The 23,628-nt window shown below is 68.9% G+C and carries 24 protein-coding genes and 3 tRNA genes; 13 read left to right on the top strand and 14 right to left on the bottom strand.

The features are described 5' to 3' along the window. From serS to ACEN2M_RS15980, 7 genes are all read left to right on the top strand, one after another. On the top strand, positions 1-1,266 hold the full coding sequence (gene serS / locus ACEN2M_RS16010; protein ID WP_441649139.1) for a serine--tRNA ligase: 1,266 nt from the start codon (positions 1-3) through the stop codon (positions 1,264-1,266). Continuing rightward, entirely contained in the window at positions 1,263-2,075 is an 813-nt protein-coding gene (locus ACEN2M_RS16005) for an HAD family hydrolase (protein WP_441649138.1), read from the top strand. Before serS ends, ACEN2M_RS16005 begins: the two co-directional genes overlap by 4 nt. 152 nt (positions 2,076-2,227) lie before the next feature. After that, positions 2,228-2,312, top strand: a tRNA-Ser gene (locus tag ACEN2M_RS16000). A 43-nt stretch (positions 2,313-2,355) separates the two neighbouring features. Beyond that, positions 2,356-3,642, top strand: a complete 1,287-nt coding sequence (locus ACEN2M_RS15995; protein WP_441649137.1) for an LCP family glycopolymer transferase — start codon at positions 2,356-2,358, stop codon at positions 3,640-3,642. 91 nt (positions 3,643-3,733) lie between these two features. Then, positions 3,734-3,824: transfer RNA gene (locus ACEN2M_RS15990), tRNA-Ser, on the top strand. Positions 3,825-3,988: 164 nt separating this feature from the next. Then, positions 3,989-5,512 carry a methyltransferase domain-containing protein gene (locus tag ACEN2M_RS15985; RefSeq protein WP_441649136.1) on the top strand — a complete coding sequence of 508 codons (1,524 nt, stop codon included), beginning with the start codon at positions 3,989-3,991 and terminating at the stop codon, positions 5,510-5,512. Further along, positions 5,512-5,820: a hypothetical protein gene (locus tag ACEN2M_RS15980; RefSeq protein ID WP_441649135.1), complete on the top strand. Its 309-nt coding sequence runs from the start codon at positions 5,512-5,514 to the stop codon at positions 5,818-5,820. The genes ACEN2M_RS15985 and ACEN2M_RS15980 overlap by 1 nt, the downstream gene beginning before the upstream one ends. 11 nt (positions 5,821-5,831) lie before the next feature. On the opposite strand, the gene ACEN2M_RS15975 is transcribed toward ACEN2M_RS15980, so the two are convergent. Beyond that, a complete protein-coding gene (locus ACEN2M_RS15975) occupies positions 5,832-6,821 on the bottom strand; it encodes a DUF389 domain-containing protein (RefSeq protein WP_441649134.1) in 990 nt (329 codons plus the stop codon). A gap of 53 nt (positions 6,822-6,874) precedes the next feature. Between ACEN2M_RS15975 and ACEN2M_RS15970 the strand changes: the two genes are divergently transcribed. Continuing rightward, a complete protein-coding gene (locus tag ACEN2M_RS15970) occupies positions 6,875-7,387 on the top strand; it encodes a metallophosphoesterase family protein (protein WP_441649133.1) in 513 nt (170 codons plus the stop codon). 15 nt (positions 7,388-7,402) lie between these two features. Here the strand turns inward: ACEN2M_RS15970 and ACEN2M_RS15965 are convergent, their stop codons facing one another. From ACEN2M_RS15965 to ACEN2M_RS15955, 3 genes are all read right to left on the bottom strand, one after another. Beyond that, positions 7,403-9,172, bottom strand: coding sequence for a putative bifunctional diguanylate cyclase/phosphodiesterase (locus tag ACEN2M_RS15965; RefSeq protein ID WP_441649132.1), 1,770 nt, complete (start codon positions 9,170-9,172; stop codon positions 7,403-7,405). Between the two features lie 85 nt (positions 9,173-9,257). Beyond that, positions 9,258-9,755: an FBP domain-containing protein gene (locus ACEN2M_RS15960; RefSeq protein ID WP_441649131.1), complete on the bottom strand. Its 498-nt coding sequence runs from the start codon at positions 9,753-9,755 to the stop codon at positions 9,258-9,260. Between the two features lie 125 nt (positions 9,756-9,880). Next, positions 9,881-10,735 carry an SDR family oxidoreductase gene (locus ACEN2M_RS15955; RefSeq protein WP_441649130.1) on the bottom strand — a complete coding sequence of 285 codons (855 nt, stop codon included), beginning with the start codon at positions 10,733-10,735 and terminating at the stop codon, positions 9,881-9,883. A 109-nt stretch (positions 10,736-10,844) separates the two neighbouring features. Between ACEN2M_RS15955 and ACEN2M_RS15950 the strand changes: the two genes are divergently transcribed. Beyond that, the gene (locus ACEN2M_RS15950) at positions 10,845-11,288 is read left to right on the top strand and encodes a winged helix-turn-helix transcriptional regulator (protein ID WP_441649129.1); all 444 of its coding nucleotides are present in this window, start codon (positions 10,845-10,847) and stop codon (positions 11,286-11,288) included. Positions 11,289-11,296: 8 nt separating this feature from the next. On the opposite strand, the gene ACEN2M_RS15945 is transcribed toward ACEN2M_RS15950, so the two are convergent. The 7 genes from ACEN2M_RS15945 to ACEN2M_RS15915 all read right to left on the bottom strand — a co-directional run bounded on the left by ACEN2M_RS15945 (position 11,297) and on the right by ACEN2M_RS15915 (position 18,588). Beyond that, on the bottom strand, positions 11,297-12,886 hold the full coding sequence (locus tag ACEN2M_RS15945; RefSeq protein ID WP_441649128.1) for a carboxylesterase/lipase family protein: 1,590 nt from the start codon (positions 12,884-12,886) through the stop codon (positions 11,297-11,299). 47 nt (positions 12,887-12,933) lie between these two features. Next, positions 12,934-13,671: a flavodoxin family protein gene (locus tag ACEN2M_RS15940; protein ID WP_441649127.1), complete on the bottom strand. Its 738-nt coding sequence runs from the start codon at positions 13,669-13,671 to the stop codon at positions 12,934-12,936. 157 nt (positions 13,672-13,828) lie between these two features. Beyond that, complete coding sequence (locus ACEN2M_RS15935; protein WP_441649126.1) at positions 13,829-15,037, bottom strand: MFS transporter; 1,209 nt, start codon at positions 15,035-15,037, stop codon at positions 13,829-13,831. Next, positions 15,034-16,329, bottom strand: coding sequence for an aminotransferase class III-fold pyridoxal phosphate-dependent enzyme (locus ACEN2M_RS15930; protein WP_441649125.1), 1,296 nt, complete (start codon positions 16,327-16,329; stop codon positions 15,034-15,036). The genes ACEN2M_RS15935 and ACEN2M_RS15930 overlap by 4 nt, the downstream gene beginning before the upstream one ends. A gap of 5 nt (positions 16,330-16,334) precedes the next feature. Beyond that, positions 16,335-17,108 carry a hypothetical protein gene (locus ACEN2M_RS15925; protein ID WP_441649124.1) on the bottom strand — a complete coding sequence of 258 codons (774 nt, stop codon included), beginning with the start codon at positions 17,106-17,108 and terminating at the stop codon, positions 16,335-16,337. Continuing rightward, positions 17,098-17,772 carry a TetR/AcrR family transcriptional regulator gene (locus tag ACEN2M_RS15920; RefSeq protein WP_441649123.1) on the bottom strand — a complete coding sequence of 225 codons (675 nt, stop codon included), beginning with the start codon at positions 17,770-17,772 and terminating at the stop codon, positions 17,098-17,100. Before ACEN2M_RS15920 ends, ACEN2M_RS15925 begins: the two co-directional genes overlap by 11 nt. A 30-nt stretch (positions 17,773-17,802) precedes the next feature. Next, on the bottom strand, positions 17,803-18,588 hold the full coding sequence (locus ACEN2M_RS15915) for an SDR family NAD(P)-dependent oxidoreductase (RefSeq protein WP_441649122.1): 786 nt from the start codon (positions 18,586-18,588) through the stop codon (positions 17,803-17,805). Positions 18,589-18,787: 199 nt separating this feature from the next. On the opposite strand from ACEN2M_RS15915, the gene ACEN2M_RS15910 reads away from it, so the two are divergent. The 3 genes from ACEN2M_RS15910 to ACEN2M_RS15900 all read left to right on the top strand — a co-directional run bounded on the left by ACEN2M_RS15910 (position 18,788) and on the right by ACEN2M_RS15900 (position 20,708). Further along, positions 18,788-20,173 carry a DHA2 family efflux MFS transporter permease subunit gene (locus tag ACEN2M_RS15910; protein WP_441649121.1) on the top strand — a complete coding sequence of 462 codons (1,386 nt, stop codon included), beginning with the start codon at positions 18,788-18,790 and terminating at the stop codon, positions 20,171-20,173. Positions 20,174-20,175: 2 nt separating this feature from the next. Next, positions 20,176-20,583 carry an MmcQ/YjbR family DNA-binding protein gene (locus tag ACEN2M_RS15905; protein ID WP_441649120.1) on the top strand — a complete coding sequence of 136 codons (408 nt, stop codon included), beginning with the start codon at positions 20,176-20,178 and terminating at the stop codon, positions 20,581-20,583. A 52-nt stretch (positions 20,584-20,635) separates the two neighbouring features. After that, positions 20,636-20,708 (top strand) — tRNA-Arg (locus ACEN2M_RS15900). A gap of 79 nt (positions 20,709-20,787) precedes the next feature. Here ACEN2M_RS15900 and ACEN2M_RS15895 read toward each other — a convergent pair. The 3 genes from ACEN2M_RS15895 to ACEN2M_RS15885 form a co-directional block, all read right to left on the bottom strand. After that, entirely contained in the window at positions 20,788-21,426 is a 639-nt protein-coding gene (locus ACEN2M_RS15895) for an NUDIX hydrolase (protein ID WP_441649119.1), read from the bottom strand. A gap of 93 nt (positions 21,427-21,519) precedes the next feature. Beyond that, positions 21,520-21,705, bottom strand: coding sequence for a DUF1918 domain-containing protein (locus tag ACEN2M_RS15890; protein WP_134452604.1), 186 nt, complete (start codon positions 21,703-21,705; stop codon positions 21,520-21,522). A 260-nt stretch (positions 21,706-21,965) separates the two neighbouring features. Then, positions 21,966-22,412, bottom strand: a complete 447-nt coding sequence (locus tag ACEN2M_RS15885; RefSeq protein WP_441649118.1) for a MarR family winged helix-turn-helix transcriptional regulator — start codon at positions 22,410-22,412, stop codon at positions 21,966-21,968. Between the two features lie 130 nt (positions 22,413-22,542). Here ACEN2M_RS15885 and ACEN2M_RS15880 point away from each other — a divergent pair, with 130 nt between their 5' ends. After that, positions 22,543-23,475: a diacylglycerol/lipid kinase family protein gene (locus ACEN2M_RS15880; RefSeq protein WP_441649117.1), complete on the top strand. Its 933-nt coding sequence runs from the start codon at positions 22,543-22,545 to the stop codon at positions 23,473-23,475. The last annotated feature ends 153 nt before the right edge of the window (positions 23,476-23,628 follow it).

Here is a 23,628-nt window from a genome sequence, read left to right as displayed (position 1 = left end):
GTGATTGATCCGGTGCTGCTACGCGAAAATCCCGACCTCGTCAAGCGATCGCAGGAGGCGCGAGGCGACTCTGTCGAGGCCGTCGACGCCGCGCTCGCCGCGGACGCCGAGCGGCGATCCTCGATCACCACCTTCGAAGCGCTGCGCGCCTCGCAGAACGCGTTCGGCAAGACCGTGGCGCAGGCGCCCCCGGCCGAGAAGAAGGCCCTCGTGGCCCAGGCCCAGAGCCTCGCCGCCGAGGTCAAGGCCGCCGGCGTGACCGCCGCAGAAGCCGAAGCCCGCTTCACGAGCGTGATGCGTACCATCGCCAACCCGATCATCGACGGCGTGCCCGCCGGTGGCGAAGACAACTTCGCCACCCTGCGCACGCACGGCGAGATCCCCACCTTCGACTTCGAAGCCCGCGACCACCTGGAACTGGGCGAGATGCTCGGAGCCATCGACATGGCCCGCGGGGCCAAGGTCTCCGGCGCCCGCTTCTACTTCCTGCGCGGCATCGGCGCCAGGCTGGAGATCGCGCTGATGAACATGGCCCTGGACCACGCTCTCGCGGCCGACTTCATCCCCATGATCACACCCACCCTGGTGCGCCCCGAGATCATGGACGGCACCGGGTTCCTCGGCGAGCACGCCGATGAGATCTACCACCTGCCCGCCGACGACCTCTACCTCACCGGCACCAGCGAGGTCGCCCTCGCCGGCTATCACAGCGACGAGATCCTCGACCTCACCGACGGCCCGCTCCGCTACGCCGGCTGGTCCACCTGTTACCGCCGTGAGGCCGGGTCGGGCGGCAAGGACACCCGCGGCATCATCCGGGTGCACCAGTTCAACAAGCTCGAGATGTTCACCTATGTGCTGCCCGAGAACGCCGAGGCCGAGCACAACCGCCTCGTTGCCCTGCAGGAGAGCATGTTGCAGGCCCTCGGCCTGAGCTACCGGGTCATCGATGTGGCCGCAGGCGACCTGGGCTCCAGCGCTGCCCGCAAGTTCGACATCGAGGCCTGGGTGCCCACCCAGGGCGCGTACCGCGAGCTCACCAGCACCAGCAACTGCACGACCTTCCAGGCCAGGCGCCTCGACATCCGCTACCGCACCGAATCGGGCAAGACCGCGCCGGTCGCGACCCTGAACGGCACCCTGGCCACCACCCGTTGGATCGTCGCCATTCTGGAGACCCACCAGCAGGCCGACGGGTCGGTCATTGTGCCTGAGGCGCTGCGACCGTACCTCGGCGGGCTCGAAGTGCTCACACCCATCCGATGACGCCGCAGACCGACGCTCCCTGGCTCGTCGCCCTCGATATCGACGGCACGACCCTGCACGAGGACGGCACCATCAGCGAGGCCGTCATCCGCCAGGTGCGCCGGGTGCACCGGGCCGGTCACGAGATCATGCTCGCGACCGGGAGAAGCGCCGCCGCCACCCTTCCCGTGCTCGAGCGTCTCGGTATCACGCCGCAATTCGTGGTCTGTTCCAACGGGGCCATCACGCTGCACCGAGACGCGGATGCCCCGACCGGGTACCGCCGCGAATGGGTCGAGACCTTCGACCCGAGCGACGTGCTGCTCTCCATCCGCTCGCACCTCACGGATGCCCGGTACGCGGTGGAGGACGAGCACGGCTTCTACAGGTACACCGAGGCGTTCCCCGACGCCACCATCGGCATCGACAGCGAGCACGTCGCCTTCGAAGAGCTGCTGCGCCACGACGCCACCCGCGTTGTCGTCGTCTCGCCCGACCACGACATGGAGGACTTCCTGGCTGTGGTCGAGCAGATGGGTCTGAACCGGGTGAGCTACGCGATCGGCTGGACCGCCTGGCTCGACATCGCCCCAGACGGGGTGAACAAGGCCACCGCCATGGAACGGGTGCGGGCCGAGTGCGGCATCCCGCGCAGCCGGGTGATGGCGGTCGGCGACGGACGGAATGACATCGACATGCTGCTCTGGGCCGGTGCCGAGGGACGAGGCGTCGCCATGGGCCAGTCACCCGACGACGTCCTCGAGGCCGCCAGCGAGCTCACGGTGAGCGTGCAGGACGACGGCCTGGCCGTGGTTCTGAGCAGTCTCTAGAGCTGCGGCGGGCGCCACCGCGGCGCAGTGATCGGCCGTGCAGGGCCTTACCAGATTCGCGTGTCAGGCTACAGATTCCGTGATCGGCTAAGATCGGGCGAAGTTCGATGTTGGATCCAGCCCATCACGGGGTGGTCCCGCCGTCGAACACGGGAGGGCTGTCCGAGCGGCCGATGGAGCCAGTCTTGAAAACTGGTGGGCAGAAATGTCTCGTGGGTTCGAATCCCACGCCCTCCGCGCTGCGAGGCGCCGCACCTGCAGGATGACGAAAGGATCGTAAGTGAGCGACCAGTTGCGCCCCCGCTCGACACGATCGAAACGATCGAAGCAGATCAGCACCATCGCCAGGCATGGACGGCTCAAGCGCTCCAACGCTTTCGCCAACGTCGCCAAGGTGCTCGCCGCGGCTCTCGCCGTGGTCATGGTGAGCGGCGTTTCCGTCGCCGCCCTCGCCACCCTCAACGTGGCCACGAGCGTCAAGGCGCCGATCCACCTGGAGAACGAGACCGAGGGCCCGGTCCCGCAGATCAGCTCCATCGACGGCGGGGCCAACCTGCTCCTCGTCGGCAGCGACAGCCGGGCTGGTCAGGGCGACGGCTACGGTGACCCGGACGAGGAGACCGCCGTCCTCAACGACGTCACCATGCTCCTGCACATCGCCGAGGACCACAGCAGCGCCACGGTCGTCAGCTTCCCCCGCGACACCTACGTGCCCATCCCCGAGTGCACGGGCCCCGACGGCGAAACCTATTCCGCCATGAGCAACCAGAAGATCAACACCACCCTCAACTACGGCGGGTTGTCTTGCACGGTGAAGACAGTCGAAGAGCTCACCGGCCTACCGATCCAGTACGCGGCTGTTGTGCAGTTCAACGGCGTCGCGGCCATGTCAGAGGCCGTCGGCGGCGTTCCGGTCTGTATCGCGGAGCCGATCGTCGACGAGCACACCGACCTGAACCTCACGGCAGGCGAGCATGAGCTCAAGGGCCTGGAGGCCCTCCAGTTCCTGCGCACCCGGTACGGCGTCGGTGACGGCAGCGACCTCGGCCGCATCAGCAACCAGCAGGTCTTCCTGTCGTCGCTGGTACGCACACTGAAGAGCTCCGAGACCCTGAGCGACCCGATCAAGCTGTATTCGATCGCCAAGGCCGCCGTCGAGAACATGGAGCTGTCGAGCCACCTGCAGAGCATGGACACCATGGTCTCCATCGCAATGGCGCTCAAGGACATTCCGCTCGAGAAGGTCGTCTTCGTGCAGTACCCGGTCTACAACGTCGACGGGGGCGTCGAACCCGACGAATCTGCCGCGGACGACCTGATGGCGTCCATCCTGGCCGACGAGTCACCGACGCTGGCGCCCGGAGAGGCCGACTTCCTCTCGGTGGCCGACCCTGCAGCAGGAGCGCCGGTCGAACCCGTGGAGCCGGCGGCTCCGGTGGATCCGGCGGTCCCTGCCGACCCCGAGGCCGAGCCGGCTCCGACGGCGTCGGCATTGCCCAGCAACGTCTACGGGCAGGATGCGTCCCAGTACACCTGCTCGGCCGGCCGTACACTCGCCGACCAGTAGTACCCGCCGCGGCATCCGTGCGAACGGTGTTCAAACGGACGCCGCGGTGCGGTTAGTATGGTGGATGTGTGTTTGCGCAAGCAGACATTCGGGAGACGTCGCATAGCCCGGCTTAGTGCACCACCCTGCTAAGGTGGAGTGCCCTTCACGGGGCACCGAGGGTTCAAATCCCTCCGTCTCCGCACTTCGAAAAGCCCGCCAGGTCCTCAGGATCGGGCGGGCTTTTCTGCGCCCGCCCGCGCCCTTGCCTGTGAGAACTCTCAGACAGTAGGGTTAACGGCAGGAGGACGGTACTTGAACATCCGATGAACACTTCACCGGCTGAGCTACAGGCGGTCGCAGTGAAATGAAGCTCGATTTGACCCGATCAGCCTTGGAGATGCCGGGCGACGCCGCTCACGCCATCGAGGTGCGAGTGTCGGGTCGTCGTGTGCTCACCCTCACCGCCGAGGTCGCAGACCGGTCGGTCGACGGTGTCGTCCGCTACCACCTGCCCCCGGCCTTCGGTCTCACTCTGCGCGGAGCCGGCGACCTCGTGGTGCACTCTGCCGAGACCGGAGCGGAGCTCGAACGGGTGCCGGTGCGGTCTGCGGTCGACCCGGACGGTGCCCTGCGCTTCACCGATGAGGCCGGGCAGGCCGTGGTCCTGAACAAATGGGGTCACCACTCGGTCACCTTCGGTGACGCCGACCGGGAGACCGTCGCCGACCTCCTCCGCCGCACCACCGAAGTATTCGCCGAACTCACCAGGTTCGGCCTGAAGCCGTGGATCATGGGTGGGACTCTCCTCGGCCCGGTGCGTTCCGGCGCGCTCCTGCCCCACGACGACGACGCGGACGTGGGCTACGTCAGCTCCTACGAGAACCCCCTGGATGCTGCGCTGGAGAGCTTCGAACTCCAACGTTTCCTGGAGGACGCCGGGCACACCGTGATCCGGTACAGCGCCACCCAGATGCAGATCCACTTCCCCGAGGAGCGCGGCACCGCGTTCCACGTTGACGTCTTCGGCGGGTTCTACCGCGACGACATCTTCATGCAACCCTTCCACGTGCGGGCCCCGATTCCTCGGGACACCTTCGAACAGCTCACCGAGATCGTCATCGACGGCTGGCCGTTCGCCGCCCCGAATCCGCCCGAGCGCTGGCTCGAGGCCAATTACGGTCCAACCTGGCGCACCCCGGATACCGGGCACCGGTTCGTCACGCCCCCTGACGCCGCCCGGCGCTACGAGACCTGGTTCGGCAACACCAATCAGCATCTCCATTTCTGGGACGAGGAGAACGCGTCCCACGCGGACGAAACCGCTCGCCCCTCGGCCGTGGCCAGAGCGTTCCTCGACCGGGTGCCGGCGGATGCGACCATCTACGACTTGGGCTTCGGCACCGGCACCGACCTCCTGCATCTGGCGAGCCGCGGCCACCGCCTCGTCGGCATGGACTTCTCGGCGTCGGCCCTGCGGTCGGTCTCCGCCCAGCTGGGGTCGAGCCATCCCGCCGTCGAACTCCATCGGACCGATCTGGGCGATCGCCGCCAGACCCTGGCGCTGGCCATCGGTGAATCGGGCCGGACGGGGCCTGCACACGTGTTCGCCGCTGAGCTCGTGCACGCGATGACCCTGGAAGCGCGGCCCGCGATGCTTAACCTGGTGGCCCTCCTCCTGCGCCGCGGTGGCGAATGGATGGCAACCTTCGCCACCGTGCCTGCGCCACGGTTGAGCGTCGACGACCCCACAACCTGGCACCTCACCGTGAGCGAATTCCGGCAGCTGATTGAACTCGAACCTGATCTGCAGATTCGTTCCATAGAGGTCGCCATGGCCACCGATCGACGCATCGCCACTGTCGGCGTTGCCAGGAAAGGACCGTCGTAGTGTCTGCAGCGAAGAACCTCATCGGCGGGCTGGTGCGCAAGCTCGCCCCTGAGACGATGCTCACCCTGGAGTATGCCGGACGGCTCCGGGAGCTGGACGGCCGCTTGCCCGAAGTGGTTGCGCGGGTGGACGATCTCCAGGCCCGGGTCGAGAGGATCGAAGGCCGGCTGAGTGCGCTTGACGGAGTCCCGTTGGCCGTGGACGAGCTGCGTCGGGACTCGCTGCGGATCGCCGAGCTGACCGATCTCGTGGTCAGCACGCTCGGCGCCCTGCCCGGCACCCCCGGCGGCAGCGAACCGCGCGGCTGATCCGGCACCGGTCAGGGAGTGCGCGAGAGCTTCACGATGGTGGCCGGGGACAGGTCGACCGTGACCCGGTCGGGGTTGATCCCCGCCGCTGCGAGCGATCTTTCCAGCCCGCCGGTGTCGGGCACCGGCGGCGACCCCTGCACCTGCAGGATCACCTCGGTCCCGCGCGAGGAGACGTTGGTGACGCTCCAGCCGACGCTGCTCGCCCACTCCGCTCCCACGGTCTGCACAGCGCCTTCCAGATTGCTGCGCGCGGTGACCTCGACGCTGGTCAGGGTGAGCGGAACACCGATGACCAGCAACATCACGGCGAGCACCGCCACCGGGCGCAACAGGCTGGGCGTGCTGGTGTCGCCGGGAACCCGGTGGCGGGCGAGCCGACTGACGCCATAGACCGACATCACGACGATGCCGGTGCCGAGGATTGCGACGACATTGGTGACGAAGAGCAGTATCGCCCCCAGAAACTGATCCGCAGAGCCGGACTCCAGGACAAGCCCGGCAACGGTCAAGGGTGGCACCAGGGAGATGGCGATGGCGACGCCGGGCAGGGTGTCGGAGATGTCCCGGCGCACCAGCGCCACCGAGCCGACCACCCCGGTGGCGAGGGCGGCCAGGAGGTCGATGAGCCGGGGACTCACCCTGGCCGCGACCTGGGCGTTGGTGCTGGCCAGCACCTCGGTCTGCACGGGAAGGCCCACAGCGAAACCGATCAGAACGGCCGCCGCAGCGCCGCCGAGCACCAACGACAGGGAACGGATGAGATTGGCCCGGTCGCCCAGCACCGTGGCGAGCATGGTGCCGAGGATCGGTGTCATCAGCGGGGCGACGATCATGGCGCCGATCACCGTCGCGGTGGAATCGCCGACGATCCCCGCTGAGGCGATGATCGAGGCGAGCACCAGCAGCATCCAGAACCTGGAATACCGCGCAGCGGATGCCGGCCCGTCGAAGAAGACGGCGTCGCGCATGCTGTCGGTGCTGTTGAAGCGGTCGGCCACGCTGAGAACCTATCCCGCGTGCGCCCCCACCGGTAGCGGGCCAGAATGGAGGCATGGCAACCAGACTGCTGCTGATCTCTGACACCCACGTTCCCCAACGGGCCCAGCGCCTGCCTGAGCAGGTGTGGCAGGCCGTGGAGCAGGCCGACCTGGTTCTGCACGCCGGAGACTGGGTCGACCTCAGCCTGTACGACGAGTTGGTGCAGCGGGCGACAGCGGTGCTGGGCGTGTTCGGCAATAACGACGGCGCCGGCCTGCGCGCTGTGCTGCCGGAGATCGCCAGGGCCAGCATCGAGGGCATCCGCTTCGCCATGATCCACGAGACCGGTCAGGCCACCGGGCGGGAGAGCCGGATGGACGTCGCCTTTCCCGACACCGACGTGCTCGTTTTCGGGCACAGCCACATTCCCTGGGACAGCGTGACGCCGGCGGGGCTGCGGTTGCTCAACCCCGGGTCACCGACCGACCGGCGCCGCCAGCTCGCGCACACCTACCTGACCGCGGTCGCCGACGACGGCGCTCTCACCGATGTCACACTGGTGCCGATCACGCCGGACGCACGCTAGCCGGCGGGAGCGCCATCAGGGGTGGGCGGGGGACCGCTGGTCGAGAAACCTCGCCACGAACTCGTCGGATGGAACCGGCCGTGAGTACAGGTAGCCCTGCGCGAACGGGCATCCGCGATCCCGCAGCCACTGGGCCTGCGTTTCGGTTTCGACGCCCTCGGCGATCACCTGGAGGCCGAGCGTCGCGGCCAGCTTGATCGTGAGGTCGGCGACCGGCGAATCGCGCTCGGAATCGATCGTGCTCACGAAGGACTGGTCGATCTTGATCACGTCCAGATCGATCTCGGTGAGCCTGGACAGGCTCGAGTGTCCGGTGCCGAAATCATCCATCGAGATGAGCACGCCTGCGCCCCGCAGAACCCGGATGTTGTCGCGCACGACCGCCGCATCGGTGCCGAAGTCGGTCTCGGTGACCTCGATGCGCACAAGGGCGGGTGGAAAGCCCATGTCGGCACACTCGCGGAGGACGAACTCGCCGTAACCGGCGGAGGCCAGCTCCCGCGCCGACGCGTTGATGGACACGCTCACCGCCGGGCGGTCCCACCGGCGCAGCCGACGCCAGGTCGCAGCCTGGGCAATTGATTCGCGAACGACCCAATGCCCGAGCACCTCGATGGAACCGCTCGCCTCGCAGAGCGGAATGAACTCGCTCGGCGGCACCAGGCCCCGTCGGGGGTGCTGCCACCGCACCAGCGCCTCAGCGCCGGTGGCGGTGCCGGTGACCAGGTCGATCACGGGCTGGAAGAGCAGGTAGAACTCGCCGTTGCGGAGGCCGTCGCGCACGGCAGCCGGGGAGGCGTAGTACCCGCCGTGGGAGACGATCTTGCCCCGTCCCACGCGCTGAGCCTCGAACAGCGCCTTGCCGGCCCGGCCGAAGAACTCGCTCTCGGACTCGCCGACCTCCCGGGACGAGATGCCGGCCGAAAACCCCGCCACCTGTCCCTGCACCGCCACCACCAGGTTGCGGGCCTCGGCCGCGGTGAGCGCTGGCAGCAGGATCGCGAACGCGTCGCCCTCCATCCGGCCCATCGTTGCCGTGGCGGGCAGGGCCGCTCTCACGCCGGCGACGAAGGCCACGATGGCCGCGTCGCCGCCTTCGAGACCCTCGCGCCGGTTGACCAGGGCGAATTCGTTGATGTCCAGCCGCACCAGGGAGAGCGGATCGGTCGGCGCGTTGTCGCGCATGGCGGCGCTGAGCACCTGCTCGAACCCGGCGAAGTTGTGGATGCCGGTGAGCTCATCGGTCTCGGCCAGGAGAGCGCTGCGGGCGAACCAGGTCAAGCCCAGACCGGTGGAGAGCATCAGGAGCGAGGACATGGCGACATCCGCCGGGTTGGCATTGGGGTGGATCGCGAGGGTGATCAGGGACAGGGGGATGAAGACGATCGGGTAGGCCAGCGACTGTGCGGCGGGGATCACCGCGAAGGCGATCAGGGCGAGCAGGCTGGGGGTCCAGGCAAAGGTGAAGGTGATCGGCTCGGCACCGCTGGCGGCCTGGCAAACAATGCCCATGATGCCCATCCAGCACAGCGAGAGGTGCCGGAGGGGAACGCTGATCCGCCGGCGCAACCAGGCGGTGACGGCGCCGGAGGCGAGCAGAGCCGCTCCGACGGCCAGCAGGATGACCTTGGGTTCTTCGTTCTGCACGGACTGATACCAGGCGTAGAGAAAAAGCGGGAGCCCGAAGCCGATCTGGGCGAAGGCAAGCAGGATGCCGGCCGATTCTGCCGCGTTGAAGAGTCCGGGGCGATATCCGACCCCCGGGCGCTGGGCAGAATGTGCCATGCCCCCACCCCCTGCCCCACAGTCATCGGCGTCATCACCGGGTCATCCCTAACCTACCGCGCCACCCCCGAACACGTGGCATCGGTCACTCAGCGGGCTTGAGCACCTCGTTCGTGAAACCCTCGAGGCGGGCCAGCAGGCCGGCACCCCGGGTGGCGACCATCTCGGCGGGGTTGGGTTGCATCTGCGACGGCGGTGGCAAGATGCGAATGAGCGTGGAGCAGGCCAGGTCGGAGCAGATGTAGGTGCCGACGGTGTTGCCGTCCCTGCCCGCCTGTCCCGCCTTGGGCACGCTGAACAGGCTCACCTGGTGGGCCGGCTGCTGGGTGCGACACAGCGAGCAGAACGCCGACATCGACCGGCCGGGTCCCCGGGTGGCGGCCCGCAACACCATGCCGAGCGGGGCATCCCCCCGCCAGAACACTATGTAGCCGCGCTGTGGCGACTGCGGGTCACGCCAACCCAGGTATTCGCGTTCATCCCAGATGGTCTCGTGCAGGCCGGGGAGCGGAATCCGGGAAATCTCCTCGGCGGTGGCGTTCACGATGGAACCCCGGATCTCGGCAGCAGAAAGTGGTTTCATGATCTCCCTCCGATAATCCGTACAGCGTAGTCGAGGCCTCCGGCGGGCTCAATGGTTCCGCCCCCGGCGCGTGACGGGCCGGGGGCGGATGCTCAGGGTCGCGGCCGCAGCGCCGCTTCGGGGGGTTAGGCGACCGCGCGCAGCCCGTCCACCAGTGGGGTGGTGGGGTGGCCGATCAGAGTGGCCAGGTCGCTCGAGCCGCCGGCCAGCAGTCCGTCGCGGGTGTTGCCGTCCAGGGCGACGACGAAGCCCACGGTGCCGCCGTCCAGGCCGGCGCCGGTGAGGATCGCGGTGTGCTCCTCGGCAGAGACCGTGGTGAAGACAACCGGGCGGCCGACAACCTCGGTGAGGGCCTCGGCCATCTCGGTACCCGTCCAGGCGACATCGCCGGCGAGCTCGTAGACGGTGTTCTCATGGCCGGGGGTGGTGAGCACCACGGCGGCGGCCTCGGCGTAGTCGGTGCGGGAGGCGCTGGCCACCCTGCCGTCGCCGGCGCTGGTGAGGTAGACGCCCGTCTCGCGGGCCTGCTGCACGGTGGCAGCGTAGTTCTCGGTGTACCAACCGTTGCGCAGGATCGTGAACCCGACGCCGGAGGCGCGCAGGGCTTCCTCGGTGGCCTTGTGCTCCGGCGCGAGGATCAGCGCCGAGGTGTCGGCCTTCGGGGCGCTGGTGTAGACGATGCGGCCCACGCCTGCGGCGACCGCGGCGGTGATGGCGTTGGTGTGCTGCGCGACGCGCTGGCCCACTTCGCTGCCGGAGACCAGCATCAGCAGGTCGGCGCCGGCAAAGGCGGCGGCCAGGCTGGCCGGGTCGGAGTAGTCCACGACAGCCGTGGCGACACCGGTCGCGGCCAGGTCGGCCAAACGCGCGGTGTTGCGGCCCACTGCCGTGATCTCGGCCGGGGCGATGCCGCGGTTGATGAGGTGCTCGACGATGAGCTGGCCGAGCTGGCCGGTGGCTCCGGTGACGACGATAGACATTGGTGATCCCTTCGCGGCGCGCATTCGCGTGCCTTCTGGTGGGTGTAACCGACGCCGGTGCCCAATACTTCCCTACCGCAGGTACCCACCTTTTGGTAAGCTACTAACCATGACCGCCGCACTGAGCCACCTCGACGCCCCGCCCACCGTTGACGTTGCCGTGCGCGACCGTCTCGCCCGGCTGGTCGGCGACCCCGTGCCCGCCGGCTCTGAGGCTCCGGCGGCGAACGTTTTCGCGGCCGGCTGTGCCAGCCGGGTGGTGCTCGACCACGTCACAAGCAAGTGGGGTGTGCTCGTGATCGTGGCGCTCTCGGAGACCAGCCTGCGCTGGGGCGAACTGCGCCGTGGCATCGAGGGCATCAGCGAGAAGATGCTCGCCCAGACCCTACGCACCCTCGAGGCCGACGGCCTCGTGCACCGTGCCGCACAGCCGAGCATCCCGCCCCGGGTGGATTACAGCCTCACCGACCGCGGGCACGAGCTCGCCGTGCACCTCCTGCCGCTGGTGCGCTGGGTGGGCGCGAACGCCGGCGAGATGCTGGGCGGTCGCTGACGCTGCGGCTACAGGTTCGGCAAAAACTGCAACCAGGCCATCCGGCGCTCGCCGCGGGGGTCTGACTCCACCCTGTCGGCCTCGTCGAAGATCAGGGTCAGCCGGTCGCCCTCGGTGTAGGCCGGCCAGCCCGGCCCGGTGAGTCCGGTGGCCGCGAAGCTCAGCCAGTGCGCGCGCATCCGGTCGCCGGTGCGTAGAAAACTGGCCCGGCCGCCCAACGACGTGAGCCTGCGCAGTCGATGGTCGGTGGCAGACGTGGAGAGGGCGAGCAATTCCAGCCCGTGGGTGGCATCGTAGCCGAGCAGGCGCAGCAGCCGCGGGGCCAGGTCGAAGCGGTAGAGGTACACCGGCGCCGACCTGGAGTGCAGCTCCGCGACCTGCACACTGGGAAACCAGAACGCGTAATCGCCGCCGAAATCCATTTCGGCGCGCAGGGCCGGCAGGGCGGAGTACACCGCCCGCATGCCCTGATGCGAACCGGGCGGGGCCTCATCGAAGAGCGACTGGATGCGCTGGATCGACCGCGGCAGGATGTCGATCCGGCCGCGGAACATCGACCCCTCCCTGTCGTTGGTTCCGATGATCAGCGGCACCGGATGGGCATGCCCCCGCCGGAAGGCGTCTAGGGGGCGTTCCGGTAGGAAGGAGCCGTCGACGACCGGGGCCATGCAGAACGTGCCGGGGTCGACATCCGGGGTGCGCTGTTGCAGCACGAGGGCGGCCCGAACCAGGGCGGGCCAGGCGACCGTGTCGAGCAGTTCGGCGGCCGGGCGCCGCCCGCCGGCCAGCTCGGGCGCGCGGCCCTGCCGCAGCACTTCGATGAACTCCTGGGCCCAGCGGCCGGCCAGCGCGGGCGAGTAGGCGGCGTTCGACGGCGGGCTCTGGGCGATCGCCCTGGCGAACAGGCCTCGGGCGGCCGGCGTCGCGAGCAGCGTCACCACGGCGTTGCCGCCGGCGGACTCGCCGATCACGGTGACGTTGTGCGGATCGCCGCCGAACGAGCGGATGTTGTCCCGCACCCATTCCAGGGCGGCAACCTGGTCACGCAACCCGAGATTGCTCTCGAAGGTGCGCGTGCGGGTGCTGAACCGGCTGAAGTCGAGGTAGCCGAGGGCGCCCAGCCTGTAGTTGAGGGCGACGTAGACCGTGCGGCCGCTCCGCACGATGGTCTGGCTGTGCTCCGTGAAGTCCTGGGAGGATCCGGAGGTATAGCCGCCGCCGTGAATGAAGACCATCACCGGCAGGTCGGTGTCGGCCGGCCGCTCGGCGGGGCGTTGCACGTTCAGGGTGAGACAGTCCTCGCCCATGTGGGTGCGGCGGCTGACCCCCTTGAACTGGGTGCCCCGGTCTTGCGGGGCCACCGAGCCGTATTCGCTGGCGTCGCGAACGCCCGCCCAGGGGATCACCGGCCGGGGTGCGCGGAATCGCAGTGGCCCGACCGGCGGGGCCGCGTAGGGAATACCGCGCCAGGTTTGCACGCCCAGAGCGGGTGCGCTTCCGCGGATCAGACCGCCGGTGACACGCACCTCCAGGGGCCAGGATTCGAGTGCGGCGGACTGCTGCTGCGCCGGGGCTTTGTTCGGCAGCGGGCGGAACATCGGGTATCCCTCCTGCCCCGGTTTCGCGCGCTCGGGGCTGTCGTCTCCTAGCGGTACTCCGGATTGGGTTCGAACCCGAAGCGTTCGCCGGCGTCCCACTGCTCGCGCAGATTGCCGTAGGCGGGGATGCCCCGGTTGGCCTTGAGGATCGCGGCCAGGTGCATGAGGTTCCAGGTCATGAACGTGGTGTTGCGGTTGGTGAACTCGTTGTCGGGGCCGCCGGAGCCGGCATCCAGATAGCTCGGGCCCGGGCCGATCTCGCCGATCCAGCCGGCATCCGCTGCGGGCGGGATCGTGTAGCCGATGTGCTGCAGGCTGTAGAGGATGTTGGACGAGCAGTGCTTCACACCGTCTTCGTTGCCGGTGACGATGGCGCCGCCTACCTTGCCGTAGTAGATGTATTGGCCCTTGTCGTTGTACTCGCCCGACATCGCGTATAGCCGTTCGATGACGCGTTTGGTGACCGAGCTGTTGTCGCCGAGCCAGATCGGCCCGCCGAGCACCAGGATGTCGGCGGACGCGACCTTGTCGAACAGCGCCGGCCAGGCATCCGACGCCCAGCCGTGCTCGGTCATGTCGGGGTACACGCCGGTGGCGATGTCATGGTCGATGGCGCGGATGATCTCGACGTGCACGTTCTGCTCGCGCATGAGGTGGGCGCTGAGGGTGATGATGCCCTGGGTGTTGCTGATCTCGGGGCTGCGCTTGAGGGTGCAGTTGATGAACAGGGCGCGCAGGCCCTGGTACTCGAACGAGGCCTGCGTGTTCCTGGTCGTGTGCGCCATGGGGGCAGTCAAGCACCGGCCCCCGACCGCGTCTAGGCCGGTGCGGATGCGGCCCGGGCGTGGTCGCCAAGGTTTCGTTGGGGTTCGATCTGCTCGATTGCAGACTTCCGGCCTTCGTTTCTCAAACGAAGGGGGGAAGTCCGCAAACGAACGTTTTTCATGGCGTGGACGTGGACGCAGGCGCTGCGGTGTGCTGCGGGCGCGGTCCGAACCGGCGGGCCAGGAACAGCACCGGCACCAGCAGTGCCATTGGCAGCAGGAACGCCTGCGCGAGCCCGGTGGTGTCGGCGAGCAGTCCCACCAGCACGGCGCCGAGCACGGCTCCGGCGTAGTTGAAGAGGTTGACCCGGGCGATCACCTCGTCGCTGCGGGCCTCGTGCAGCTCGCCAGCGGCACTGAACGCCAGCGGCACGAGGGCCCCCACCGCGAATCCGGCCAGGGTGAAGCCGGCCACGGCCGCCCACGCGACGGGAACCGTCGCCACGACCAGACAGCCGATGATCGCCAGCACCGTGGTGCACACGGCCAGGATCACCCGGCCGAACCGGCGCACCAGCACGTCGGCGCCGATGCGGGTGACCAGGATGGCGGCCTGGTAGGCGGCATAGCCGAGCGGGGCGATCGCGGCACTGGTGAGCAGAACGTCGTGCAGGTAGACGGTGCTCCAGGTGCTCACCGCGGAGTCCACCACGAACGCGGCCAGCACCACGGTGCCGAACAGCACGATGCCCCGGCGCGGCAGTTTGCCGTGCGGTTCCGCATCCGCCGCCGGGGCCAGCTTGGTCAGGCGCGGGTCGAAGCCGCGCACACCGAGACCGGCCACGGCCAGGGCCACGGCGGCCCCCGCCACCAGGGCGATGCTGGCGTTGGCCGCGGTGCCGGCCACGGCCGACATGAGCAGGGCGCCCACGATGGCCGCGGCGGTGTACCAGGCGAAGAAACCGGCCATCACCGAGACGCCCACCCGCTGCTGCACCAAGACACCCTGCATGGCGCCGGCGGCGTCGACGATGCCCAGGCCCGCGCCGTAGATCGCGAACGCGGCGATGAAGGCGGGCAACCCCACCGGCGAGGCGATCAGCGGCAGGGCCACGGCTTCGAGCAGCAGTCCCACCACCAGGGCCACCCGGCTGCCCCAGCGCAGCGCCAGCCGGTCGGCCAGCAGCGACCCGCCGGCGGCCGCGGCGCAGACCAGCAGCACGATGAGCGACACCACGGTGTCGTCGATGCCGTGCCGGGTCTTGAGGTTGGGCAGCGAAGTGACCACCACCGCGTAGCCGAGGCCCTGCGCGGCGTAGCTGGCGCTCACCGCCACCCGGGCACGGCGGATACCGACCGGGGGGCGGATGGCCGTCGGTGCGCTCATGCGGTCAACTCCAGTTCGGGATGGTGGGACCGCACGATGCCGAAGGCTTCGTGGGCGATCTCCAGGGTGCGGGCGATGTCGTCGGAGGTGAGTGCGGCGTTGAGGAAGTGGTTGTGGTGCGAGGTGAAGAACACCCCGCGCCGCACGCACTCGGCCACCCACTCCTGGTGCAGCATGAGCGAGTCGTCGTCGGCGATGCGGAGGTAGAACAACGCCGGTGCCCCGGAGGTTATCAGTGTGAAGCCGTGTTCGGTGGCCACCGCACGCAGGCCGGTGGTGAGCTCGGTGCCCAGCCGCTGGAATTGCGCCGGCGCATCCAGCTGCTTGAGCTTGGTGAGCGTCGCGATGCCGGCGGCGAACGGCACGGCGCTCATCCAGTAGCTGCCGGTATAGCTCAGGCTGCTCACGGTGTCTTTGAGGGACTCCCGCCCGCAGAGCGCCGAGACGTTGTAGCCGTTGGCCAGGGCCTTGCAGAAGCAGATGAGGTCGGCCTTGAAACCGAAGTAGTGGTCGGACCCGGCCAGGTCGAGGCGGAACCCGGCGCGTACGTCATCGACGATGAGCACCACGCCATGGGCGTTGCAGAGCGCCCGCACGGCCTGCCAATAGCCGGCCTCCGGCAGGGTGTTGTCTACGAAATTGCCGTGCATGTACGGCTGCGCGATGAGGCCGGCAATGCTGCCGCGGTGCTCGCTGAACAGCCGCTCCAGGGCGGACAGGTCGTTGAAGTCCACGTAGAGGTTGTTCGCCACCTCCTCCTCGAGCACGCCGGGGTAGTCGAGCTTCTGGCTCCACGGGGCGACGCCATGGTAAAACCCGTTGATGAAGACGATCTTCTTGCGCCGGGTGGCGGCGCGGGCGGTCATCACCGCCAGGGTGGTGGCGTCACCGCCGTTCTTGGCGAAGAAGGCCCAGTCGGCGCTCGCCACGGTGTCCACGAGCAGTTCGGCGAAGTCGACCATGATCGCGGAGGGGATGGTGACCACGTCTTCAAGCTTGGCCTGCCTGGCGGCGGCGGCGTCGACATCCGGGTCGCGGTAGCCCAGAACGTTGGGCCCGTAGCCGCACATGTAGTCGATGTACTCGTTGTCGTCGAGGTCCCAGAACCGACTGCCCTCGGCGCGCGAGGAGAACAGCGGGAACGAGGTTTGCGGGATGTAGCAGCCCTCCGTGGGGCCCTGGTGGCCGTAGATGCCGGAGGGGATGACGTTGAGGGCGCGGTCGAACGCGGCTCGGCTCTTCTCGAAGGTGTACGGGGTGGTGGGCATGCTGCGGGCGGGTACGAGGGTCATGGTGCTTACTTTCCGAGGTAGTGACCGACACGGTCGAGGATGCGGTTGACGTTGTCGACCATGGAGATGACACCGCGCATGGCCAGGCGGCCGTCGCTCATGCAGGCGATGGCGCTGAGGTCGCCGGCGAGGATGCCGCCGGTGACCTCGAGGGTGGAGAAGGTGAGCGCGCCCCTCGGGTGCGGCGACGGAGCGGGCACGAAGGTGGCGTGGTGGTTCCGCAGCTGCAGGTGGTACGCCAGCGTGCCGGTCACCTCGAGGGCGATGTCACCGTCGGGGATGTGCTGGGCGCTGAACCGGCCGCTGCGGTCTTCGTTGGCCACCTGGGCCAGCGCCGCCGCCGCCACGTGCAGGCTGAGGATGGTGCTCGTCTCGCGGAACTCCGGGTCGTCCAGATCGGCCTCGGTGGGTTGCAGGTACCGGCCGAGCAGGTCGGTGAGGGGCGCGAAGACCCCGGTGAGAAAGCGCAGCCGGTGCGGTGCCGCAACGGGGATCGGCTGGGCGGTGCCGTCGATCATGCGGTTGAAGTGGGCGACGGAGGTGAAGGCCAGGGTGAGCAGCGGGGTCTTCGGCTCCCGGCCCCAGCGCACACCGGTGGCGTCGAAGGTGAGCACCGGCCGCGGCAGCCCGGGCATGACGAAGCGGATGCCCACCGGCGTCGGTGTGCCGGCGAGCAACTCCCGGGCCGCCGGCACCCGCTCCACCAGCAGCGGAAGCGTGCCGAGCACGGCATAGAGGTTGATGTGCGCCTGGACGCGCGGGTCGGTGTCAATCAGCACGGGGCTGCTCCTTGTGGAACTGGGGGGACGGAACTGTGAGGGTCTGGGTGGCCGCCCGGGCCGGCCGGGCGAGCCGGGCGAGGGCATCCGCCGCGAAGACGACGGTCTCGCGGGCCGCCTCGGTGTCGCGGTCGGCGAGCCAGGTGCTGGTGATGCCGTCGGTGACGGTCACCAGCAGCCGGGCCGCGCGGGCCGGCGGCACCGACCACGCCATGCCGCACGCGGCGGCCGCCAGGGTCAGGCTGTGCTCCGCCGCCCGGTAGTAAGCGCGATATTGGTGGGTCGTCTGCGCCGAGAGGGCATTTTGCCGCACCGCGTAGAGGCTCAGTTCGAGCAGGGCCTGCTCGCGCTGCGGGTCGGCCACGAGCAGGTCGAGGAAGCGGTCGAGGCCGTGGCGCAGGGTGGCGGCGAGGTCGGCGTGCGGGCTGTCGGGGGCCGGGAGCGCCCCCAGCGCGGCGTTCTGCACCTCGTCGGTGATGGCGGCGATGACCGCGGCAATGAGGTCGTCGCGGGATTCGAAGGCGTAGTGGAAGCTGCCCAGTGGCATGCCCGCTTCGGCGACGATGGCGCGGGTGGTGGCCGCGGCCAGGCCGGAACGGGCGATGACGCGCACGGCGGCGCTGATCAACGCGGCACGGCGGTCGGCGAGGGCGAGGCGGGTCATGGGTCTCCGGTGCGGCGGGGAGGGGCTGGGTCAGGCGGTGAGCCGGGCGGATACGCGCAGCGCGAGTCGGGCCGGGGCCAGCCGGGCGACGAAGGCCGTGGCCCGGTTGCGGCCACCGACCACGACAGACGGCGGGGGGTTGCGCCGGGCGAGCGCGGCAAAGGCCGCGTCGACGACCTGGTCCACCGTGAGCATCTGCCCCACCTTGAAGCGGTCGGACCCGGCGGCGGCGAAGAACTCCGTCTCGGTGGGGCCGGGTGCCAGCGCCAGCACCTGCAGGGAGGTGCCGCGGGATTCCTGCCAGATGGCCTCGGTGAGCGCGGTGACGTAGGCCTTGGTGGCCGCATAGACGGCGATGTTCGGCAGCGGCTGGTAGGCGGCGGTGCTCGACACATTGAGCAGCAGGCCGGCAGGGGAGCGCAGCAGATCGGGGAGCAGCAGCAGGCTGAGCTGGGTGAGGGCCACGACATTGAGCTGGATTTCGTCGGTGACCCGGCCCACCTGTTCGTCGGCGAACGGACCGGCCGTGCCGAAACCAGCGCTGTTGATGAGGGCGTCGATGACCAGGCCGCGCTCGCCGAGGTCGTTGACGACCGCCTGGGCGGCGCCGGGAAGGCTGAGGTCCCTGGCTATCACTGTCGTCGTCGTGCCGAAAGCGGCGTGCAGGTCTCGAGCCAGCGTCTCGAGGCGGTCGCGACGCCGGGCGACGAGCACCAGGTCAGCGCCCTGCTTGGCGAAGCGTTGGGCGAAGGTGCGACCGAAGCCCGAGCTGGCTCCGGTGATGAGTACGACGCGGCGGTGTGCGACAGCGGGCACGGTGTCTCCAGTGGGTCATTTGACTTGGACACTCGTCCAACAGTTCAATCTCCCGCACCTGAGGCCCGCGCGCAAGCGCGCTGGGTGGACTTTACGGCCCCGAAACACAACCGTTCGCCGGCGGAAACGGCCTCAGGGCGGGCGGGGCTGCTCGCGGGCGCTCTTCCACATCCGGCCGCGATGGGAGTTAACTATGGGGATGACCTCAGTCCAGCGCCGCATCCTGATCGTCGCCATCCTGTCGTCATTCGTGGCCTTTCTCGACGGCTCGATCATCAATGTCGCGCTGCCGGCGATCTCCAGGGAACTCGGCGGCGGCCTGCCGCTGCAGCAGTGGGTGGTCGACGGCTACCTGCTCAGCCTGGGCGCGCTGATCCTGGTGGCCGGGTCGCTCTCGGATACCTTCGGTCGGGTGCGGGTTCTGCGCGCCGGGCTGATCTGGTTCGGCATCACGTCGCTGGCCTGCGGGTTGGCGCCCACCGGCGAGATCCTCGTGATCGCCCGGCTGTTCCAGGGGGTCGCGGCGGCATTGCTGGTGCCGAGTTCGCTGGCGTTGATCACCTCCACGTTCAGCGGTGTCGCGCAGGGCAAGGCCATCGGCGCCTGGACCGGCTGGACCGGGGTGGCCGGTATCGCCGGCCCGCTGCTCGGCGGCATCCTCGTGGATTCGGTGAGCTGGCGACTGGTCTTCTTCATCAACGTCATCCCGATCGCGGTCACGATGTTCCTGCTCCGCCGGGTGGAAGAGCCGATGCGGCCCGTGGCCGGCGCTCGGGTCGACGTGCTCGGCGCCTGCCTGGCCGTGGTGGGGCTGGGCGGCCCGGTCTTCGCTCTCATCGAGCAGGGCCGGTTCGGCTGGGCCAGTCCGGTCGTGTACCTGCCGATGGTCATCGGCCTGATCTCCTTCGCCGCCTTCCTCTGGTGGGAGGCCAGGGCCCCGCAGCCGATGATGCCGCTCGGGCTGTTCCGGGTGCGCAACTTCGCCGTGGGCAACATCGCGACCGTCGGCATCTACGCCGCGCTTAACCTGGGCTTCTTCCTCTTCGCGCTCTACCTGCAGGAGGTCGGTGGGTTTTCCGCCACCCTCGCCGGACTGGCCGGCATCCCGGCCACCGTGATGATGCTGCTCTTCGCCACCCTGTTCGGCACCCTGGCCGGCAAGTACGGGCCGCGACTGTTCATGACGATCGGTCCGTTCGTGGCCGGCGCCGGCTTCCTGCTGGTGACCACGGCCGTGCCGCCGGTCAACTTTCTGCTGCACGTGCTGCCGGGAATCGTGCTCGTGGGCCTCGGGCTGGCCATCACGGTGGCCCCACTCACGTCGGCCGTGCTCGGCTCGATCCACGCCGGACAGGCGGGCATCGGGTCGGCGATCAACAACGCGGTGGCTCGCGTCGCCGGTCTCGTCGCGATCGCCATGACCGGCACCATCGTCGGGTCGGTCCTGGATGTCGCCGGCTTCCAGCGCGCAATGGTGGTCGTGGCCGCGCTGATGTTCGCGGGCGGCATCGTCTCCTGGCTGGGCATCCGTACGGCCGTGCCCACCGCGGATGCGCCGGCCGCGGCCATCGGGGAGCCAGCCTAGCCATGGAGCATCCCCGCCTGTTCGACGAGCCGGATGCGGCGCTGGACCGGCTGCGGGCCGTGTGCCTGGACTTGCCCGAGGCGGTCGAGGTGCTCGCGTGGGGGCGGCCCACCTTTCGCGCCGGCAAGAAGATCTTCGTCACCGCCGGGGCGAGCATGGACCGACCGCACAGCATGGTCTTCAAGCCGGATCCCGAGGAGCGGAGGGCCCTCGTGCAGGACGCGCGCTTCTTCATCCCGCCGTATTTCGGCCCCGCCGGCTGGCTGGCGATCGATTTCGACCCACCCGAAACCGACTGGATTGAGCTGGCCGAACTGGTGGAGACGTCGTACCGGCAGGTCGCGCTCAAGCGCCAACTGGTGCAATTGGACCGCGGGAGGGCCCCAGGCGCACCAGAGGGCGGAAAATAACTGTTATAGTTTCTAAGTTGTCTTCGAGGGTTTCGATCCTGAATTCATCACTGCGCCCGTAGCTCAACGGATAGAGCATCTGACTACGGATCAGAAGGTTGGGGGTTCGAATCCCTTCGGGCGCACAGCTAAACCCCCGCAATCATCAAGATTGCGGGGGTTTTTTGTTGGCCGAATGTTGAAAGTCTCTGATCGGTTTGGGCGTTAGGCTACCGCGAGTTCCGCAAGCACACCGGCCAGGCGGCGTGCAAACATCGGGGGCACGTTCTCCGGGAGCGCGGCCACCGGCCACCACGCGACATCGTCGCTCTCGTCGCTGGCCACGGCGGCGGCCTCCGGGCGGGCGATCGCCGCGAAGCCCACGTCCCAGTGCGTGCGACAGCTGAACCCGCCGCCCAGGGCGTGCCGGTCCAGATCCAGGATGCCGCCGCCGACCGGCACGAGGTCGTCGATGCCGCATTCCTCCCGGGCCTCCCGCATCGCCGTGTCGGCCACGGAGCCGTCGGCCGGCTCGACGTGACCGCCCAGCTGCACCCAGAACCGGCCCTTCTTGTGGAAGCAGAGCAGCACCTGGGTCAGGTCGGGGGTGAAGACGAAGCAGCTCCCGGTCACGTGCTCCGGGCCGCCGTGACGTTCCAGCGCCGCCTCGGGCGAGGCGAGAACGAAATCGAGGTACTCGTCGCGCAGCGCGGCCTGCCCCGGGGCCAGCGGCGTCCAGGCGCGCAGGCGGTCGATCAGGTCGGCGGCGCGCGCCGCGGCGTGGGCGGCCACACGGTCAGCGGCGGCGGCGTGCTGGGTGGCGGCGTGCTGGGCGGCGGGGGAGCGACGGGCGGGATCGGGCATACCTGAGGGTAACCGCCGACAACTGTTGCCCGTCCGGACTATTGCACCCGGTACGCCGGGACCAATTGTCCGCACCGGCAACAGTTGCGCCGGTCAGCGGGCGTGCTCGACCACGAAATCGGTGCCGGGGAAGACCAGGGTCTCGTGGCCGTCGTCGAACGACACCAGGTAGGGCGGTTCGCCCTCCGGCCCGCGCACCTCACGGATGGTGCCGTGCCGGTCGGGCGTTGAATCGGTCTTGCCCCGGATGATGATCCGGTCGTTCTCTGTTGCGCGCATAGCGCTCACCTCCTGTCGGGCAGGCTACGCTCGCGGTCGCCGCCTGCACAGGGCGAAGGTGTCGCCCCGGCAGTTTCGAGGACCCAGCGGCATCAGCAGAACTGAGCTAACCTTAGTTTCGTCGTGCGCGGCACCCAGACTCAGCCGGGCAGCGTTCGGGTCGCCTGGCCGAGGCGGCAATCCTGCAAGGGAGGGCCACGGTGGGGTGAGGGGTAGGGCCCTCGCCTCGCCGCTAATCGGGTGGCGAACTCGCCGCTGGCTCAGGCGGGCTGGTCCGGGCCCAGCCGCAGACGGTCGCACAACGCGGTGAGCTGCAGCAGTTCGTCGTCGCTCAGACTGTCGCCCACCCGGGTCGTGATGGAACCCATGTGGTCCAAGGCCACGCGCCGGAACAGGGCGAAACCGGCATCCGTCAACTCGACGATGGCCCCGCGACCGTCATCGGGGTCCGCGTGCTTGAGCACGTACCCGCGGGAGGCCAGACGGTCGACCAGACGGCTCACACTGGGCTGGGTGAGCAGCACATGCTTGTTCAACTCCCGCAACCGGATGCTGCGCTCGGGTTGACGAGACAGGTTGAACATCACGTCGTACTCGTTGAACGAGATCTCCCGCGACGGAAAGTCTTCGGCAAGGCTGCGCATGATGGCTACCTGGGCGCGAAACAGGGACTCCCACGCGCCGACGGCTATTGCCCGATCGACCATGTTGCCTCCTCCCCGTGCCACCAGGCACCCTGTGTTCAACAATATGGGATCGGTGCTGCGTCCCGCGGCAGCTTAGCCCGGTCGATCGCGCATTTCCGCCCGCTCGACGGGACCGTTCTATAGTGCGCGTATGGATGCTTCGCTGGGTCGGGCGCCGACCGTCGCCATTGTCATCAATCCGAGCAAGTTCCCGGATCTTGCCGTCACGAAGGCCGAGGTCGAGGTGGCGTCGCGGCGCTTCAACTGGGGCGACCCGCTCTGGTTCGAGACGAACATCGAGGATTCGGGCGTCGCTGCGGCGCGGTCGGCGCTGGCGCACGCCCCCGATCTCGTCTGCGTCATGGGCGGCGACGGCACGGTTCGGGCCGTCGCCAGCGTGCTGCGCGGCGCGACGGTGCCGTGCGGTCTGCTGCCCAGTGGCACCGGCAACCTGCTCGCCCGCAATCTGGGCATCCCGGTGGACTCGCTCCCCGACGCGCTGGAGATCGCGTTCCTCGGCCAGACCCGGCCCATCGACGTGGGCCTGGCAACGTTCGACGACGGCGAGGAACGCGCCTTCATGGTGATGGGCGGTGTGGGACTGGACGCCGCCATCATGGAGCAGACCGACGGTGAACTGAAAAAGAAGGTGGGCTGGGGCGCCTACGTCGTGGCGGGCGGAGCGACCATGTTCCGCGCCGGGTTCGGGGTGACCCTGTCGGTCGACGGCGAGGAGCACACCAGCGGCGAATGCCTCATGCTGCTGGCCTGCAACTGCAGCTCCGTCGTGGCCAACATCCAACTTGCCAGTGGCGCCCAAGTCAACGACGGCAATCTGGACCTGGTGATGCTGCGCCCGAACGCCGTGGCCGGTTGGGTGGGGGTTGCGATCGATCTCGCCACCCGGATGCGCAACGGGATGGCCTCACTGGGCCAGTGGTCGGGCCGGGAGTTCCGCTTCGACCTCGACCGGCCGGTGCTCGCCGAGATCGATGGTGACCCGGTGGGCCTGACCCGCACCGGCCGGTTCGGTGTCGACCCGGGTGGGCTGCTGGTGCGACTGCCGGTGCCCGCCAGGATCTGACGACGGCCAGGTGAAGCCCGGCCGGGCCGCATGGTGGGGTTAGCCCACCTGCGAGTCCGGGAGCCAGCGCGCTAGTTGTACTGAGCCACTACCTGGGTGACACTCGGCTGATGGGTGTTCCTCCGATGCCGGTGTGGATGCGTTCAGTGTTGT

Origin of the sequence: Cryobacterium sp. W22_MBD10_FK3, assembly GCF_052113745.1 — a bacterium.
GTDB lineage: Bacteria > Actinomycetota > Actinomycetes > Actinomycetales > Microbacteriaceae > Cryobacterium.
This window is presented reverse-complemented; position numbering and strand designations above follow the sequence as displayed.

Excerpts from the sequence above, each read along its gene's own strand:
- ACEN2M_RS15920 (WP_441649123.1), bottom strand. The coding sequence starts at position 17,772 with ATGACCCGCCTCGCCCTCGCCGACCGCCGTGCCGCGTTGATCAGCGCC.
- ACEN2M_RS15985 (WP_441649136.1), top strand. The coding sequence starts at position 3,989 with ATGAAGCTCGATTTGACCCGATCAGCCTTGGAGATGCCGGGCGACGCC.
- ACEN2M_RS15910 (WP_441649121.1), top strand. The coding sequence starts at position 18,788 with ATGACCTCAGTCCAGCGCCGCATCCTGATCGTCGCCATCCTGTCGTCA.
- ACEN2M_RS15880 (WP_441649117.1), top strand. The coding sequence starts at position 22,543 with ATGGATGCTTCGCTGGGTCGGGCGCCGACCGTCGCCATTGTCATCAAT.
- ACEN2M_RS15930 (WP_441649125.1), bottom strand. The coding sequence starts at position 16,329 with ATGACCCTCGTACCCGCCCGCAGCATGCCCACCACCCCGTACACCTTC.
- ACEN2M_RS15885 (WP_441649118.1), bottom strand. The coding sequence starts at position 22,412 with ATGGTCGATCGGGCAATAGCCGTCGGCGCGTGGGAGTCCCTGTTTCGC.
- ACEN2M_RS15970 (WP_441649133.1), top strand. The coding sequence starts at position 6,875 with ATGGCAACCAGACTGCTGCTGATCTCTGACACCCACGTTCCCCAACGG.
- ACEN2M_RS15940 (WP_441649127.1), bottom strand. The coding sequence starts at position 13,671 with ATGGCGCACACGACCAGGAACACGCAGGCCTCGTTCGAGTACCAGGGC.
- ACEN2M_RS15935 (WP_441649126.1), bottom strand. The coding sequence starts at position 15,037 with ATGAGCGCACCGACGGCCATCCGCCCCCCGGTCGGTATCCGCCGTGCC.
- ACEN2M_RS15945 (WP_441649128.1), bottom strand. The coding sequence starts at position 12,886 with ATGTTCCGCCCGCTGCCGAACAAAGCCCCGGCGCAGCAGCAGTCCGCC.
- ACEN2M_RS15960 (WP_441649131.1), bottom strand. The coding sequence starts at position 9,755 with ATGAAACCACTTTCTGCTGCCGAGATCCGGGGTTCCATCGTGAACGCC.
- ACEN2M_RS15955 (WP_441649130.1), bottom strand. The coding sequence starts at position 10,735 with ATGTCTATCGTCGTCACCGGAGCCACCGGCCAGCTCGGCCAGCTCATC.
- ACEN2M_RS15965 (WP_441649132.1), bottom strand. The coding sequence starts at position 9,172 with ATGGCACATTCTGCCCAGCGCCCGGGGGTCGGATATCGCCCCGGACTC.
- ACEN2M_RS16005 (WP_441649138.1), top strand. The coding sequence starts at position 1,263 with ATGACGCCGCAGACCGACGCTCCCTGGCTCGTCGCCCTCGATATCGAC.
- ACEN2M_RS15890 (WP_134452604.1), bottom strand. The coding sequence starts at position 21,705 with ATGCGCGCAACAGAGAACGACCGGATCATCATCCGGGGCAAGACCGAT.
- ACEN2M_RS15895 (WP_441649119.1), bottom strand. The coding sequence starts at position 21,426 with ATGCCCGATCCCGCCCGTCGCTCCCCCGCCGCCCAGCACGCCGCCACC.
- ACEN2M_RS15905 (WP_441649120.1), top strand. The coding sequence starts at position 20,176 with ATGGAGCATCCCCGCCTGTTCGACGAGCCGGATGCGGCGCTGGACCGG.
- ACEN2M_RS15950 (WP_441649129.1), top strand. The coding sequence starts at position 10,845 with ATGACCGCCGCACTGAGCCACCTCGACGCCCCGCCCACCGTTGACGTT.